The sequence below is a fragment of the Sandarakinorhabdus sp. genome, from assembly GCF_032115815.1.
In the GTDB taxonomy this organism is placed as follows: domain Bacteria; phylum Pseudomonadota; class Alphaproteobacteria; order Sphingomonadales; family Sphingomonadaceae; genus Sandarakinorhabdus.
Window position 1 is genome coordinate 7,672 of the sequence record NZ_JAUMBI010000055.1, and the last position, 14,147, is coordinate 21,818.

A 14,147-nucleotide genomic window follows, 5' to 3' on the forward strand; every position below is an offset into this window, starting at 1 on the left:
CCCCGGCCCCGGCGGCCTGACCCGCGCGCTGCTGCGCACCGGCGCGCAGGTTTATGCTGTCGAACGCGATGATCGCGCCCTGCCCGCGCTGGCCGAACTCGCCGCCGCTGCCGATGGCCGGCTCACCGTGGTGGGCGGCGACGCCATGGCGGTGGATCCGCGCGCATTGGCCGGCGATGGCGCTCACATCGTCGCCAACCTGCCCTACAATATCGGCACCGCGCTGTTCACCGGCTGGCTGGAAAGCCCGCAATGGCCGCCATGGTGGGCCAGCCTCACCCTGATGTTCCAGAAGGAAGTCGCCCAGCGCATCATCGCGAGCCCAGGTGATGATGCCTATGGCCGGCTCGCCGTGCTGGCGCAGTGGCGCTCAACACCCAAGATCGCCCTCACCCTGCCGGCCCGCGCCTTCGTGCCGGCGCCCAAGGTGGAAAGCGCCGTGGTCCACCTCGTGCCCACAACGCCGCTCAGCACCGCCACCCCGGCCCGCCTCGCCGCACTCACCGCTGCTGCCTTCGGCCAGCGCCGCAAGATGCTGCGCGCCAGCCTGAAAGGCCTGCCCGGCGCGCTGGAAGCGATGGAAGCAGAAGGCATCAAGGCCGAAGCCCGTGCCGAAACCGTGCCGGTGGAAGCCTTTGCGAAAGCGGCGGCACGGCTGGGATAGGCCTGCACCGCAGGCCGTCCGCTCATTCCTGGGTCGTCTTCGCCTTCACCGGCGCCGCGCTGGCCTGGGCACTCGCCTTGGCGATGACGCCTTCCAGCCGCGTCGCGGCACCGCAATCGGCCTTGCACAGCGCCTTGATGCGGGCGAGGTTGATCTGCGCCCGCGCCGTCGCGCCGCGCGCCACCAGCGCCCGGCCCTGGCCTTCCAGCGCCGCAATGTCGGACGGGTTCAGCGCCAGCGCTTCGCGATAATATTTCACCGCCTTGCCGGGCAGGCCAAGCTTTTCATAAGCGGCGGCGATGCCGGCAAATGCCGCGACATTGCGCGGATCACTGGCCAGCGCGGCTTCGAAATTGTCGATGGCGTCCTGTGGCTGGCCGGCGGCCAGCGCGGCCTGGCCGGCGGCAGCCATCTGCAGCGAAACCGGCTTCAACTGGTCGTCGCGGCCGGGTGCAGCGGCGGCGGTTGTGGCCAGCAGGGCCAGCGGCAGCAGGAACGTGAAACGCATCAAATGTCTCCCTGCCGCTACTTCTATCAAAGCCGGGATGACTGCGCGATGAAAAAGCCGTCGCACCCATCATCAGCAGGGGTCAGCACGCGGCTCTGCCACGGCCCAAGGTTCGGCGTGGCGGCCAACTGCGCTTCACCTTCGGCCGGCAGCAGCGAACAGACAATGTAGACAATCCGGCCGCCAGGCTTGAGCAGCAAGGTCGCCAGTTCGATCAGCATGGCCTGCGTCGCCACCAGGCGCTCCAATCGCGCCGGATTGAGCCGCCAGCGGCTTTCCGGATTGCGCCGCCAGGTGCCGCTGCCCGAACAGGGCGCATCGATCAGCACGGCATCGCAACTGCCCATCAGATCGGCCAGCGCCTGCGCTTCAGCGCCGGGGTTGAGCAACCGCGTTTCCACCGCAGCGCCCGCCCGCGCAGCGCGCGGCGTCAGCTGCGACAGCCGGGCGCGATCGGTATCACAGGCGATCAGCCGGCCCTCTCCGGCCATATCCGCCGCCAACGCCAGCGTCTTGCCGCCCGCGCCGGCGCACAGATCCACCACCGTCTCGCCTGCACGCGCGACCAGCGCGGCGGCTGCAATCTGGCTTCCGGCGTCCTGCACTTCGATCTGGCCGGCCTCATACTCCGGCAGCGCTTCCACGTTGGTGCCCGATGGCAGCCGCACGCCGTGGGCGGTATTTGGCAACATCTCCCAATCGGCATGATCCGCCAGCACGGCCGCCCGCACCGCCCGCATCGCATTCACGCGCACATCCAGCGGCGCGCGGCCCATCAACGCCGTCACCTGCCGCTCCGCATCATCGCCGAACCGCTCGATCAACATGCGCTCCAGCCAGGCCGGGGCGAGGCCCGGGGTGGCGGCGGGCTCGCCATGCACCAGTGCCGGCGGCGCATGGCCGGATGCACCAAACAACGCCAGCAATTCGGGATCATGGGCACGGGCATGGCCGATCACCGCCGCGCGGCCCGAAACCGGGCGTTCACCCAGCGAACGGATCACGGCGAACACCAGATCGCGCACGGCGCGCCGATCCTTGGATCCGGCATAGCGGCGGGTGGAGAAATAACGCTGGATGATCGTATCGGCCGCCGCCCCGCCATCGCGGGCAGCGGTGATTACCTGGTCCAGTATCTCGATGGCGGCCTGCAGGCGTGCGGCGGGGATCATCCGCCGGTCGGATAGTTGGGGGCCTCGCGGGTGATCGTCACGTCGTGCACGTGGCTTTCCTTCAGGCCGGCATTGGTAATGCGGATGAATTCCGCCCGCTCCCGGAAGGCTTCCAGCGTGGCGGAGCCGGTATAGCCCATCGCCGCCTTCACCCCACCCACCAGTTGATGCAGCACATTGGCGGCCGGGCCCTTGTAGGGCACCTGGCCTTCAATGCCTTCCGGCACCAGCTTCAGCTGATCCTTGATGTCCTGCTGAAAATAACGGTCCGCGGAACCACGCGCCATGGCACCCACGCTGCCCATGCCGCGATAGCTCTTGTAGGTGCGGCCCTGCCACAGGAAGGTCTCGCCGGGCGCTTCCTCGGTGCCGGCGAGCAGGCTGCCCACCATCACGGCGCTGGCACCGGCGGCGAGCGCCTTGGCCACGTCACCACTAGTGCGCAGGCCGCCATCGGCGATCACCGGAATGCCCAGTTTCCAGGCGGCTTCGGCGGTGTCCATCACCGCGGTCAATTGCGGCACGCCCACGCCGGCCACGACGCGCGTGGTGCAGATCGAACCCGGCCCGATGCCGACCTTGATGCCATCAGCACCGGCATCGATCAGCGCCATGGCAGCAGCGGCGGTCGCCACGTTGCCGGCAATCACCTGGGCCGAATTGCTGTGTTTCTTGATGCGCGCCACCGCTTCGGCAACGCGGTCGCTGTGGCCATGGGCGGTATCCACGATGATCAGGTCGCACTCGGCGTCCAGCAGCGCCTCGGTGCGTTCAAAGCCGGTATCACCCACGGTGGTGGCAGCGGCAACACGCAGGCGGCCGGCCTCATCCTTGGTGGCGCTGGGATGGTTCACCGCGCGCACGATGTCCTTCATGGTGATCAGGCCGATGCAATGGCCATCATCGTCCACCACGATCAGTTTCTCGATGCGGCGGTTGTGCAGCAGGCGGCGGCATTCGGATTCGGTCACACCCGGGCGCACGGTGACGAGATTTTCCTTCGTCATCAGTTCGGCAATCGGCTGCGCGTCATTTTCGGCAAAGCGCAGATCGCGGTTGGTGACGATGCCAACGAGACGACCCAGCGCGCCGCCGGGACCAACCTTTTCCACCACCGGGAATCCCGAAATGCCGTGGCTGGCCATCAGCGCGCGGGCATCGGCCAGCGTCTGATCGGGAGTCAGCGTGATCGGATTGACCACCATGCCGCTTTCAAAGCGCTTCACCTGGCGCACGGCCAGTGCCTGTTCTTCCACGGTGAGGTTGCGGTGCAGCACGCCGATACCGCCCAGTTGCGCCAGGGTGATCGCCATATTGGCTTCGGTCACCGTGTCCATCGCCGCCGAAAGGATCGGGATGTTGAGGCTGATGCCCTTGGTCACCCGCGTCGAGGTGTCGGCCATGCTGGGCAGCACGGCGGATGCGGCCGGCACCAGCAGCACGTCATCGAAGGTCAGGCCCAGGCGGGGTTCCTTGATCCGGGATGACATGATGGGCGACTCCTGTGGCTGCGGCGGTTGGCTTCCATAGGGGCGAAGGCCGCGCATGAAAAGAGCGCGCTGCGTTGCCGCAGCGCGCTCCCCTCATGTAGTTGCGCTCAGCCCGGTTCAGGCGTCGGCCAGCACGCCATAGAATTGCGCGATCTGGGCGCGCGGACCGCCCTTGACGGCGGCAAAGGCGGCCTTGGCGCCATCCTTGTTACCCATCTTCAACATGGCCGCGCCCATCCGCAGATTGACCGTGTCCTGATCCACTGCCGCATTGCCAACCAGCTTCTGATAGAAGCCAACGGCCTTTTCATGCTGGCCCAGATTGGCCAGCGTGTCGGCCACCACCAGCCCGATGCGCGGGTTGGATCCGGCTTCCTTTTCCAGGCCCGGCAGCGCTGCCTTGGTCTCGGTGTTCTTGGACGCCGCGAGGCGCACGATTTCACCGACATTCTGCTTGCTCGGATCGATCAGCTTCTTGGTGATGGCTTCCTTCAAAACCATGTCGGCTTCGTTGGGCATGCCGCGTTCGATGGCGGCATCGGCATATTCCAGATAATTGTTGCCGGTGGTCATGGCGCCGGCAGCCCACATCAGGCGGCCCCAATCGAGCAGCAGGTTGTTATCCATGTTGCCGGCGCGCTGCTTCACCAGCTCGATCGACAGATTATAGCTCTTGGGCTCCGGGAAGGCCTTCACCCAGCCCAGCAGCGCCGGCATGATCTGCGCTTCCATCTTGCCGTCGATCACGGTCTGGGCGCGGAATTCATACCAGCTGCGATCACCCTTCTGGCCAGCGGCTTCACGCAGCGAAATTGCCTTGCCCAACAATTCCGCCACGCGCGGCTTGCTGTTCAGTGCGGCATTCACGCTGGCGGCCTGTACCAGCATGTCCACATCGTCGGGCTTCTGGGCCAGGTAGAATTCATACCATTTCCAGGCCAGCTGGTAATCCTTGCGGTTCGACGCCAGGCCGGCGATGAACTTGGAAAAGTTCAGCTTTTCTTCGGGCGTGATCGACGGTGCCTCGGCGGCTTCGAGCAGCGCTTCTTCCAGCTTGGCATTGTCCTTCAGATTCTGCGCCGAAAACAGCTTGAGCTTGGCCATGATCAGCGCGTCGTCCTTCTCGGCACGCGGCACTGTGGCGGCAGTGGCCAAAGCGGCCAGCGCGCCGGCATGGTCACCGGCGGTCTGCAGTTTCTGCACGGCCACGACCACGGCCAGGATCGGCTTGGACAGCTTGGGCGGTGCCGGCTTGTCGGCAGCCTTGTCCTTCTTCTGGGCCAGCACCGGGCTGGCCATCCCCAGGCTTCCGGTCATCAGCACCAGCGCCAAGGCGGTTGCGATCGTCTTCATTCATGCCTCCCTCAAGCAATATGGGGTTGAGCTAAGCCGCGATGGCGGCGGCGTCAACCGGCCACAGGCACAGGTGATGCTGCTCTTTTGCATCTGCAACATGAACATTAAGTGAGTTTGGGGGTGCGTGTGCGGCCGCCCCTTGCCCTACCCGCCACAACGCGCAAGAATCAATTTGAAATGACGGCCCTTGCCGCCTCCTTGCCGCTGGCCGGCCTGCCGGTGCGGTTCCGCGTCGGGCTAACGGCTGCGCTGGCCGCCGGACTGGCCTATCTTTTGCTGTCGCCCATGCTCGATGGGGCCGCGAATGTCGTGCTGAAGGGCAGCGGCGTCACGCTGCTGGCGCTATCGGCCCTGCAATTGCGCACCGATGGCGCGCGCTGGCTGGCGGCGATCATGGCATTGGGCGCGCTGGGTGATGTGCTGCTGGAACTGCCCGGCCTGTTCATTGCCGGCGCCGCCAGCTTTGCCGCCGGGCATCTGGTGGCCATCATCTTCTATGCCCGCCACCGCCGCGCTGTTGGCGCCCAGGATTGGCTGATGGCGGCGCTGCTGCTGCTGTTCGGGCTGGCAATGCCGCCCCTGCTCACCCCGGCCGGCATGCCCTTTGGCCAGACCCTGCTCTATGCCGTGCTGCTGACCAGCATGGCGGCCAGCCTGTGGCTCAGCCGCTTTCCCCGCCTGGCAGCATTGGGCGCGATCGCCTTCGTGCTGTCAGACACGATCCTGGTGCTGCGCCTGGGCGGTGGCCGGCTGATCGGGCCAACGGCGGATGGCGCGCTGGTGTGGGCGTTCTACTTCGGCGGCCAGTGGCTGATTGCGCTGGGCGTTGGGCGCGGGTTGCTGGCCCGCGCCGCTCGCAGCGATTAGGCTTCTTCGCCGGGCGCTTCCGGCACGTCCGGCACGTCACCCACTTCTGCTTCCTCATCAGCCGGGATCAGCGCGGCCGAAACCACCAGCTCATCATCGGCCACCTTGAACAGGGTGACGCCTTGCGCCGCCCGGCCCATGATGCGGATATCGCCGGCGCGCAGCCGGATCAGCTTGGCCTGATCGGTCACCAGCATCACATCATCACCATCGCGCGCGGTGAAGCTGGCCAGCACATCACCATTGCGATCGCTTTCGGCGATGTTGCGGATGCCCTGACCGCCGCGGCCAGACTGACGATATTCGAACGCCGAACTGCGCTTGCCAAAGCCATTGGCGGTGACCGTCAGGATGAACTCCTCGGCCGCCGCAAACTGCCCCATGCGGGTTTCCGAAAGCACCCGCTCGCCCGGCTCGTTCTTCCAGGCTGCGGCCTTCAGATAATCCTCGCGTTCTTCCGTGCTGGCGGCAAAGCCCTTCAGGATCGCCATCGATACAACCTCGTCGCCGGCGCCCAGCGCCATGCCGCGTACGCCGGTGGAGGTGCGGGAAACGAACTCGCGCACATCATCAACCGGGAAGCGGATGGCCTTGCCGCTCTTGGCGGCCAGGAACACATCATCGGCCTGGTCGCACAGCGCCACGCCGATCAGCCGGTCATCATCGCCTTCTTCAAAGCGGATGGCGAGCTTGCCGGCAGTCGGCACGCTGGTGAAACTGTCCATGGCGTTGCGGCGCACGCCACCATGCGCCGTGGCAAACATCACGTGCAGGCGGCCCCATTCGGCCTCGTTCTCCGGCAATGCCAGCGTGGTGATGATCGTTTCGCCATCGGCCAGCGGCAGCAGATTGTTGATCGGCTTGCCCTTGGCCTGCGGGCTGCCCACCGGCAGGCGCCACACCTTCAGGCGATAGACCTTGCCGGCCGACGAGAAGAACAGCACCGGATTGTGGGTGGAGGTGACAAACAGCGTCGTCACCGCATCCTCGTCCTTGGTGCCCATGGCGTTGCGGCCCTTGCCGCCGCGGCCCTGCGCGCGATATTCGGCCAGCGCCACCCGCTTGATCCAGCCATCGCGGGTCACGGTCACCACCATGTCCTCGACTTCGATCAGGTCCTCGTCGTCGATATCCTCGGCGTTGAACACCAGTTCGGTACGGCGCCTGGATTGAAACTCGTTGGCAACATCATCCAGTTCGGCGTTCAGCACGGACCGCAGACGCACGCGGCTGGTCAGGATATCAAGCAGATCGGCGATCGATTCCGCCAGTTCCTGCAATTCCGAACCGATTTCATCGCGGCCCAGCGCGGTGAGCTTGTTGAGGCGCAGATCAAGAATGGCGCGAACCTGCAATTCGGAAAGCCGGATGGTCGGCGCGTCCACGTCCACCGTTCCGGCTTCCACCAGCGCCAGATAGGGGCGGATTTCCGCTGCATCCCAATCGCGCGCCATCAGCGTTTCGCGTGCTTCGGCCGGGCTGGCGCTGGCACGGATGGTGCGCACCACCTCATCAAGGTTGGCGACCGCGATCACCAGGCCGATCAACAGGTGGGCCCGTTCGCGTGCCTTCATCAGCTCGTGCTTGGACCGCCGGGTGATGACCTGCTCACGGAACTCCACAAAGGCGTGGATGATATCCTTCAGGCCCATCAGTTCCGGGCGGCCGCCACGAATGGCCAGCATGTTGAAGGCAAAACTCTGCTGCGCCGGCGTGTTGCGCCACAGCTGGTTCAGGACCACGTCGGGCGTCGCGTCGCGCTTCAGGTCGAGCACGATGCGCACGCCTTCGCGGTTGGACTCATCGCGCAGATCGGACACGCCTTCGATGCGCTTGTCCTTCACCGCGTCGGCGAGCTTTTCGACCAGCGCGTTCTTGCCCTGCGGATAGGGGATTTCGGTCAGCACGATGGCGCGCTTCTCGCCGCGGCCTTCTTCCACCACGTGGCGCGACCGGATGCGGATGCTGCCACGCCCGGTTTCATAAGCTTGGCGGAGCTGGCTCGACCCCAGGATGATGCCGCCGGTCGGGAAATCCGGGGCCGGCAGATGGTGCATCAGGCCTTCAACGCTGATCAGCGGATCGGCCAGCCAGGCCCGCACCGCATCGATCACTTCATTCAGATTGTGCGGCGGGATATTGGTCGCCATGCCCACGGCGATGCCGCCGGCGCCGTTGACCAGCAGGTTGGGGAAGCGCGCCGGCAACACGGTCGGTTCCTGCTCGGAACCGTCATAGTTGGCGACGTAATCAACCGTGTCCTTCTCGATATCGGCGAGCAGTGCTTCAGCCGATTTCGCCAGCCGCGCTTCGGTATAGCGCATGGCCGCCGGGGCATCCGGGTCCATCGAACCGAAATTGCCCTGGCCGTCGATCAGCGGCAGCCGCATCGACCAATCCTGCACCATGCGCGCCAACGCATCATAGATCGCGCTGTCGCCGTGCGGGTGATATTTGCCCATCACGTCGCCGACGATGCGGGCCGATTTGCGATAGGGTTTGCCGTGGGTGAAGCCGTTTTCGTAACTGCCCCACAGGATGCGCCGGTGCACCGGTTTCAGGCCATCGCGCACATCAGGCAGCGCCCGCGAAACGATGACCGACATGGCATAATCAAGGAAACTCGTCCGCATTTCCGTAACGATGGAAATCGGCTGGATGTCGGGTTCACCGGCGGGGGTTGTAGTGGTTGATACCATTGGGCTTTTCTTGGGGCTTCCGGGTGGGGTTCAGATGCCCATCCGGATTAGGGGAAACGGTGCGAAAAGGCCAGTGGAAAGGGCAATTCTCCCCTCCTCCCTTGTCATGCTGGCGCAGGCCAGCATCCATCGTGGGACAGGGACCCATGAGGCAGCCACAAGGGCGCTATCGGCACAGTGGATGCTGGCCTGCGCCAGCATGACGAAACCTGGGAAGTTACTCCGCCGCCACCGCGTGCGGCACCTGGATGAAGCCCTTGCGCTTTGCGATCCGCGCCTCGATCTCCGGGCGGAAATGGCGGATCAGGCCCTGGATCGGCCAGGCAGCGGCATCGCCCAGCGCGCAGATGGTGTGGCCTTCAACCTGCGTGGTCACTTCCAGCAGCATGTCGATCTCGTGCGGTTCGGCATCGCCGGTCACCAGCCGTTCCATCACCCGCCACATCCAGCCGGTGCCTTCGCGGCACGGCGTGCACTGGCCGCAGCTTTCGTGCTTGTAGAAATAACTCAGCCGGGCAATCGCCCGCACGATGTCGGTGGACTTGTCCATCACGATCACGGCAGCGGTGCCGAGGCCGGATTTCAGATCGCGCAGGCCATCGAAATCCATCGGCGCTTCCATGATCTGGTGCGCCGGCACCAGCGGCACCGATGAACCGCCAGGGATCACCGCCAGCAGATTGTCCCAACCGCCGCGGATGCCGCCGCAATGCGTGTCGATCAGTTCGCGGAACGGCAGGCCCATGGCTTCTTCCACCACGCACGGCTTGTTCACGTGGCCCGAAATCTGGAACAGCTTGGTGCCTTCATTCTTCGGCCGGCCGATGGCGGCAAACCATTCCGGGCCACGGCGCAGGATGGTCGGCACCACGGCGATGGATTCGACATTGTTCACCGTTGTCGGGTTGCCATAGAGGCCGGCGCCGGCCGGGAACGGCGGCTTCAAGCGCGGCTGGCCCTTCTTGCCTTCCAGGCTTTCGATCATCGCGGTTTCTTCGCCGCAAATGTAAGCCCCGCCGCCGCGATGGACGACGACATCAAAATCATATCCGGTGCCGCAGGCGTTCCTGCCGATCAGGCCGGCGGCATAGGCTTCCTGCACGGCGGCCATCAGCACCTTTGCCTCGGCAATATATTCGCCGCGGATATAGATGAAGGCCGCCCGCGCGCGCATGGCAAAACCGGCGATCAGCGCGCCTTCGATCAGCTTGTGCGGATCATGGCGGATGATCTCGCGATCCTTGCACGAACCCGGTTCGGATTCGTCGGCGTTGATGACCAGATAGCTCGGCCGATCCGGGTTCGGCGTCTTGGGCATGAAGCTCCACTTCATGCCGGTCGGGAAACCCGCGCCGCCGCGCCCGCGCAGGCCGCTGGCCTTCACCGCGTCGATCAGGGCGTCCGGGCCAACGCTCATCAGGTCCTTGGTATCGGCCCAATCGCCGCGCGTGCGCGCCGCCTCAAGATTCCACGGCTGGAAGCCATAGAGGTTGGTGAAGATGCGATCCTTGTCGGCCAGCATCACACCATCTCCTGCAAAGTCGTTGGACCACCTTCGGGGCACGAGGCGGTGCGGCCAATCTGGCTGCCCACCTTGGGCTCCTCCCCGCGCGCCAGCATGTCCAATATTTCGGTCATGCGCTCGTAGGTCAGGTCTTCGTAGTTGTGATCGTTGATCTGTACCATCGGCGCATTGGCGCAGGCGCCCAGGCACTCGACCTCGGTAAGCGTGAACAGGCCATCCGCCGTGGTGGCGCCCTTCTTCATGCCCTTGTCCTTGCAGGCCTTCATGATGTCGTCCGAACCGCGCAGCATGCAGGGCGTGGTGCCGCACACCTGCACGTGGAAGCGGCCGACGGGCTTCAGATTATACATGGTGTAGAAGCTGACGACTTCGTAGGCGCGGATATAGGGCATGCCGATCTGGTTCGCGACGAACTCGATCACCGGCACCGGCAGCCAGGCCACGCCCGTTTCATCGCGCACCTGATATTGCGCCAGCCACAACAGCGGCATCACCGCACTGGCCTGGCGGCCGGGCGGATAGAGGCCGATCAGGCGCTGCGCTTCGGCGGCGTTCTCGGCGGTCCAGTTGAAATCGGAAAAATCGCTCACCGGATGAACTCCACGCGGCTGCACTTGTCGCCGTCGAAACTGTAGACGCTCATCACCTCGAACGGTTCGCCCGCATTCGTGCGCCACACTTTTTCGTGCAACACAGCGAACGGGCCAAGCTCGTAACCTGTGATGATCTCGGCGCGGTTTTCGGGGAACTGGGCGAACATCGCCTTCAGGCCGGACCGCACGCCCTCTTTCCCATCCCGCAGCACCGCCCCGCGATAGCCGGCTTCCACCGCATCATCGCTCATCAGCGCCACATAGGCATCAGCATCCTGCGCGTTATAATGCGCGATCATCGCTTCGGCGATTTCCAGCTTGCTCACCGGTCAACCTCGCCGAACACGATGTCCAACGAACCCAGCACCGCCGGCGCGTCGGCCAGCATGTGGCCCTTGCACAGGAAATCCATCGCCTGCAGGTGCGCCATGCCGGTGGCGCGGATGTGGCAGCGCCACGGCTTGTTGGTGCCATCTGCGACCATGTAGATGCCGAATTCGCCCTTGGGGCTTTCGGTTGCCACATAGGCATCGCCGGCCGGCACGTGCAGGCCTTCGGTGTAAAGCTTGAAATGGTGGATCAGCGCTTCCATCGAGCGCTTCATCTCCCCGCGCGACGGCGGCGCCACCTTGCGATTGTCGGTGATGTGGCTGCCCGCCGGCATCTCCTTCGCGCACTGCTTGATGATCTTCAGGCTCTCGCGCATTTCCTGCATGCGGACCATGAAGCGGGCATAGCAATCGCCATCGTTCGACACCGGCACGTCGAAATCCATCAGATGATAGGCGTCGTACGGCTGGCTCTTGCGGATATCCCAGGCCACGCCGCTGGCGCGGATGCACGGGCCGGTGAAGCCCCAAGCAATCGCATCTTCCTTGGAAATGATCCCGATATCGACATTGCGCTGCTTGAAGATGCGATTGTCGGCCACCAGGCCCTGCATCTCGTCGAGCACCTTGGGGAAATGGTCACACCAGGCCAGAACATCGTCGAGCAGGCCCGCCGGCAGATCCTGGTGCACGCCGCCGGGGCGGAACCAGGCGGCGTGGAAACGCGCACCGGAAACGCGCTCGTAAAACTCCATCAGCTTTTCGCGTTCCTCGAACAGCCACAGGATCGGCGTCATCGCGCCCACGTCCATCGCGTGCGCAGTGGTGTTGAGGATGTGATTGAGAATGCGGGTGATTTCCGCAAACATCGTGCGGATATATTTCGCCCGCAGCGGCACCTCGATGCCCGCCAGTTTCTCGATGGCCAGCACATAGCTGTGCTCCATGCACATCGGGGAGACGTAATCGAGGCGATCCATATAGGGCAGCGCCTGCAGATAGGTCTTGTACTCGATCAGCTTCTCGGTGCCGCGATGCAGCAGGCCGATGTGCGGATCGCAGCGTTCGATGATTTCGCCGTCCAGCTCCATCACCAGCCGCAACACGCCGTGGGCCGCGGGATGCTGCGGCCCGAAATTGATCATGTAGTTCTGGATTTCGTTGCCGTCCTTGGCGGGCAGCACGTCGGTGGTGTCGTCAGCCGTCCACGCGGCGCCAGCGTTGCCGAGACTGCTCATTTGCCTGCCTTCTCATCGCCCGGCAGCAAATAATCCGTGCCTTCCCAGGGGCTGAGGAAATCGAAACTGCGGAAATCCTGCGCCAGCTTCACCGGCTCATACACCACCCGCTTATGCTCTTCCGACCAGCGCAGTTCGACATGGCCGGTGAGCGGGAAATCCTTGCGGAACGGATGACCTTCGAAACCATAGTCAGTCAAAATCCGGCGCATGTCCGGATTGCCGGTGAACATCACGCCGTAACAATCCCAGGTCTCGCGCTCATACCAGCCGGCGTTGGGATAAAGATCAGTCAGCGACGGCACTGGCGCGCGGCCATCAGTCGAAACCTTAACCCGCAGCCGCAGATTGTGCGTCATCGACAAAAGGTGGATCACGATCTCGAAGCGTTCGGCCCGGTCCGGATAATCGGCGCCGCACAGATCGGTAAGCTGGTTGAACTTGAGGTCAGTCGCATCGCGCAGCGCGGCAATCACAGTGACCAACGCCTCGCGCTGCACCACGGCGGTGGTTTCGCCGGCATGCTCGATCATGTCGATCAGGGCACCGCCCAGCACTTCACCCAGCCGCGCCGTCAGCGCATCATGGGTGGCCATCACCGGCCAGCTGTGCTTGCCTAATTCAGGCGCAACAATCGTCATAAATCAGCGCGTTCAAACACGCCCACGCGGCGGATCTTCCGCTGCAGGGCAAGAATGCCATAGAGCAAAGCCTCGGCCGTGGGCGGGCAACCGGGCACATAGATATCCACCGGCACGATGCGATCGCAGCCACGCACCACCGAATAGCTGTAGTGATAATAACCACCGCCATTGGCGCAGCTGCCCATCGAGATCACATAGCGCGGCTCGGCCATCTGGTCGTACACACGGCGCAGCGCCGGGGCCATCTTGTTGCACAGCGTGCCGGCCACGATCATCACGTCCGACTGGCGGGGTGAGGCGCGCGGTGCGATCCCGAACCGTTCCAGATCATAGCGCGGCATGGAGCTGTGCATCATCTCGACCGCACAGCAGGCGAGGCCAAAGGTCATCCACCACAGGCTGCCGGTGCGGGCCCAGTGGAACAGATCTTCGGTGGAGGTGACAAGGAAGCCCTTGTCCACCACTTCTTGGGACACATCGCCCAGGAATTGATCGCGGTTGTTGGCCGGCAGCAATATGCCGCCATTGGTGACCATCAGGTCATCGCCGGGCTGGTTCACTCCCACTCCAACGCTCCCACTTTCCAGGCATAAACCAGGCCGATGCCGAGTTCGCCAAGGAATTCCATCATCGCCCACCAGGCACTTTCGCCGCCCCAATGCAGGCTGACGGCCCACGGAAACAGGAAGGCCGCTTCCAGATCAAACACGATGAACAGGATGGCGACGAGGTAGAATTGCACATCGAACTTGGTGCGCGCGTCGGAAAAGGCGGGGAAACCGCTTTCATATTCCGACAATTTCACCGCTTCCGGCTTGGACGTACCGATCAGGCCGGACACGGCAATGGGCGCACTGACGAAGATCAGCGCAAAAGCGATGCCCACTGCGAAGAACAGCAGCACCGGCAGATATTCAGAGGCTATGGCCGACATGGCCTGGGGGTTTCCAACAGCTGTTGCGACGCAGCGTGATTAGCCGTCCTGCTGCGCTGCGGCAACCTCTGACACGCGAAAAATGCGACATTTTGTCAAGGCTGCGGCGTTGAACGGCCCCGTCCCCG

Annotated in this window: 14 protein-coding genes; 2 read left to right on the forward strand and 12 right to left on the reverse strand. The window is 64.3% G+C overall.

The window, feature by feature from the left end; genetic code table 11:
• A partial coding sequence (locus tag RT662_RS03275) for an rRNA adenine dimethyltransferase family protein (RefSeq protein WP_313669123.1) occupies positions 1 to 664 on the forward strand: 664 nt, incomplete at its 5' end.
• 22 nt (positions 665 to 686) lie between these two features.
• Here the strand turns inward: RT662_RS03275 and RT662_RS03280 are convergent.
• The 4 genes from RT662_RS03280 to RT662_RS03295 form a co-directional block, all read right to left on the reverse strand.
• Positions 687 to 1,172 (reverse strand): tetratricopeptide repeat protein, encoded by a 486-nt coding sequence (locus RT662_RS03280; RefSeq protein WP_313669125.1) that lies wholly within the window; start codon positions 1,170 to 1,172, stop codon positions 687 to 689.
• A 26-nt stretch (positions 1,173 to 1,198) separates the two neighbouring features.
• A complete protein-coding gene (locus tag RT662_RS03285; protein WP_313669127.1) occupies positions 1,199 to 2,344 on the reverse strand; it encodes an RsmB/NOP family class I SAM-dependent RNA methyltransferase in 1,146 nt (381 codons plus the stop codon).
• On the reverse strand, positions 2,341 to 3,834 hold the full coding sequence (gene guaB / locus RT662_RS03290) for an IMP dehydrogenase (protein ID WP_313669128.1): 1,494 nt from the start codon (positions 3,832 to 3,834) through the stop codon (positions 2,341 to 2,343). The genes RT662_RS03285 and guaB overlap by 4 nt, the downstream gene beginning before the upstream one ends.
• A gap of 117 nt (positions 3,835 to 3,951) precedes the next feature.
• Entirely contained in the window at positions 3,952 to 5,187 is a 1,236-nt protein-coding gene (locus RT662_RS03295) for a hypothetical protein (RefSeq protein ID WP_313669129.1), read from the reverse strand.
• Positions 5,188 to 5,367: 180 nt separating this feature from the next.
• Between RT662_RS03295 and RT662_RS03300 the strand changes: the two genes are divergently transcribed.
• On the forward strand, positions 5,368 to 6,057 hold the full coding sequence (locus tag RT662_RS03300; RefSeq protein WP_313669130.1) for a lysoplasmalogenase family protein: 690 nt from the start codon (positions 5,368 to 5,370) through the stop codon (positions 6,055 to 6,057).
• Here RT662_RS03300 and gyrA read toward each other — a convergent pair.
• The 8 genes from gyrA to ndhC form a co-directional block, all read right to left on the reverse strand.
• Positions 6,054 to 8,756, reverse strand: a complete 2,703-nt coding sequence (gene gyrA, locus RT662_RS03305) for a DNA gyrase subunit A (RefSeq protein WP_313669132.1) — start codon at positions 8,754 to 8,756, stop codon at positions 6,054 to 6,056. The genes RT662_RS03300 and gyrA overlap by 4 nt on opposite strands.
• 217 nt (positions 8,757 to 8,973) lie before the next feature.
• Positions 8,974 to 10,278 carry an NADH-quinone oxidoreductase subunit NuoF gene (gene nuoF, locus RT662_RS03310; RefSeq protein ID WP_313669134.1) on the reverse strand — a complete coding sequence of 435 codons (1,305 nt, stop codon included), beginning with the start codon at positions 10,276 to 10,278 and terminating at the stop codon, positions 8,974 to 8,976.
• Positions 10,278 to 10,871: an NADH-quinone oxidoreductase subunit NuoE gene (nuoE, locus tag RT662_RS03315; protein WP_313669135.1), complete on the reverse strand. Its 594-nt coding sequence runs from the start codon at positions 10,869 to 10,871 to the stop codon at positions 10,278 to 10,280. The genes nuoF and nuoE overlap by 1 nt, the downstream gene beginning before the upstream one ends.
• Positions 10,868 to 11,200, reverse strand: coding sequence for a nuclear transport factor 2 family protein (locus RT662_RS03320; RefSeq protein WP_313669137.1), 333 nt, complete (start codon positions 11,198 to 11,200; stop codon positions 10,868 to 10,870). The genes nuoE and RT662_RS03320 overlap by 4 nt, the downstream gene beginning before the upstream one ends.
• A complete protein-coding gene (locus RT662_RS03325) occupies positions 11,197 to 12,441 on the reverse strand; it encodes an NADH-quinone oxidoreductase subunit D (protein ID WP_409530132.1) in 1,245 nt (414 codons plus the stop codon). Before RT662_RS03325 ends, RT662_RS03320 begins: the two co-directional genes overlap by 4 nt.
• Positions 12,438 to 13,037, reverse strand: a complete 600-nt coding sequence (locus RT662_RS03330) for an NADH-quinone oxidoreductase subunit C (RefSeq protein WP_313669139.1) — start codon at positions 13,035 to 13,037, stop codon at positions 12,438 to 12,440. Before RT662_RS03330 ends, RT662_RS03325 begins: the two co-directional genes overlap by 4 nt.
• A gap of 41 nt (positions 13,038 to 13,078) precedes the next feature.
• On the reverse strand, positions 13,079 to 13,651 hold the full coding sequence (locus tag RT662_RS03335; RefSeq protein WP_409530133.1) for a NuoB/complex I 20 kDa subunit family protein: 573 nt from the start codon (positions 13,649 to 13,651) through the stop codon (positions 13,079 to 13,081).
• Positions 13,642 to 14,019 carry an NADH-quinone oxidoreductase subunit A gene (ndhC, locus tag RT662_RS03340; protein WP_022679129.1) on the reverse strand — a complete coding sequence of 126 codons (378 nt, stop codon included), beginning with the start codon at positions 14,017 to 14,019 and terminating at the stop codon, positions 13,642 to 13,644. Before ndhC ends, RT662_RS03335 begins: the two co-directional genes overlap by 10 nt.
• Between the last annotated feature and the right edge of the window lie 128 nt (positions 14,020 to 14,147).

Excerpts from the sequence above, each read along its gene's own strand:
- RT662_RS03280 (WP_313669125.1), bottom strand. The coding sequence starts at position 1,172 with ATGCGTTTCACGTTCCTGCTGCCGCTGGCCCTGCTGGCCACAACCGCC.
- RT662_RS03285 (WP_313669127.1), bottom strand. The coding sequence starts at position 2,344 with ATGATCCCCGCCGCACGCCTGCAGGCCGCCATCGAGATACTGGACCAG.
- guaB (WP_313669128.1), bottom strand. The coding sequence starts at position 3,834 with ATGTCATCCCGGATCAAGGAACCCCGCCTGGGCCTGACCTTCGATGAC.
- RT662_RS03295 (WP_313669129.1), bottom strand. The coding sequence starts at position 5,187 with ATGAAGACGATCGCAACCGCCTTGGCGCTGGTGCTGATGACCGGAAGC.
- RT662_RS03300 (WP_313669130.1), top strand. The coding sequence starts at position 5,368 with ATGACGGCCCTTGCCGCCTCCTTGCCGCTGGCCGGCCTGCCGGTGCGG.
- gyrA (WP_313669132.1), bottom strand. The coding sequence starts at position 8,756 with ATGGTATCAACCACTACAACCCCCGCCGGTGAACCCGACATCCAGCCG.
- nuoF (WP_313669134.1), bottom strand. The coding sequence starts at position 10,278 with ATGCTGGCCGACAAGGATCGCATCTTCACCAACCTCTATGGCTTCCAG.
- RT662_RS03325 (WP_409530132.1), bottom strand. The coding sequence starts at position 12,441 with ATGAGCAGTCTCGGCAACGCTGGCGCCGCGTGGACGGCTGACGACACC.
- RT662_RS03330 (WP_313669139.1), bottom strand. The coding sequence starts at position 13,037 with ATGGCCACCCATGATGCGCTGACGGCGCGGCTGGGTGAAGTGCTGGGC.
- ndhC (WP_022679129.1), bottom strand. The coding sequence starts at position 14,019 with ATGTCGGCCATAGCCTCTGAATATCTGCCGGTGCTGCTGTTCTTCGCA.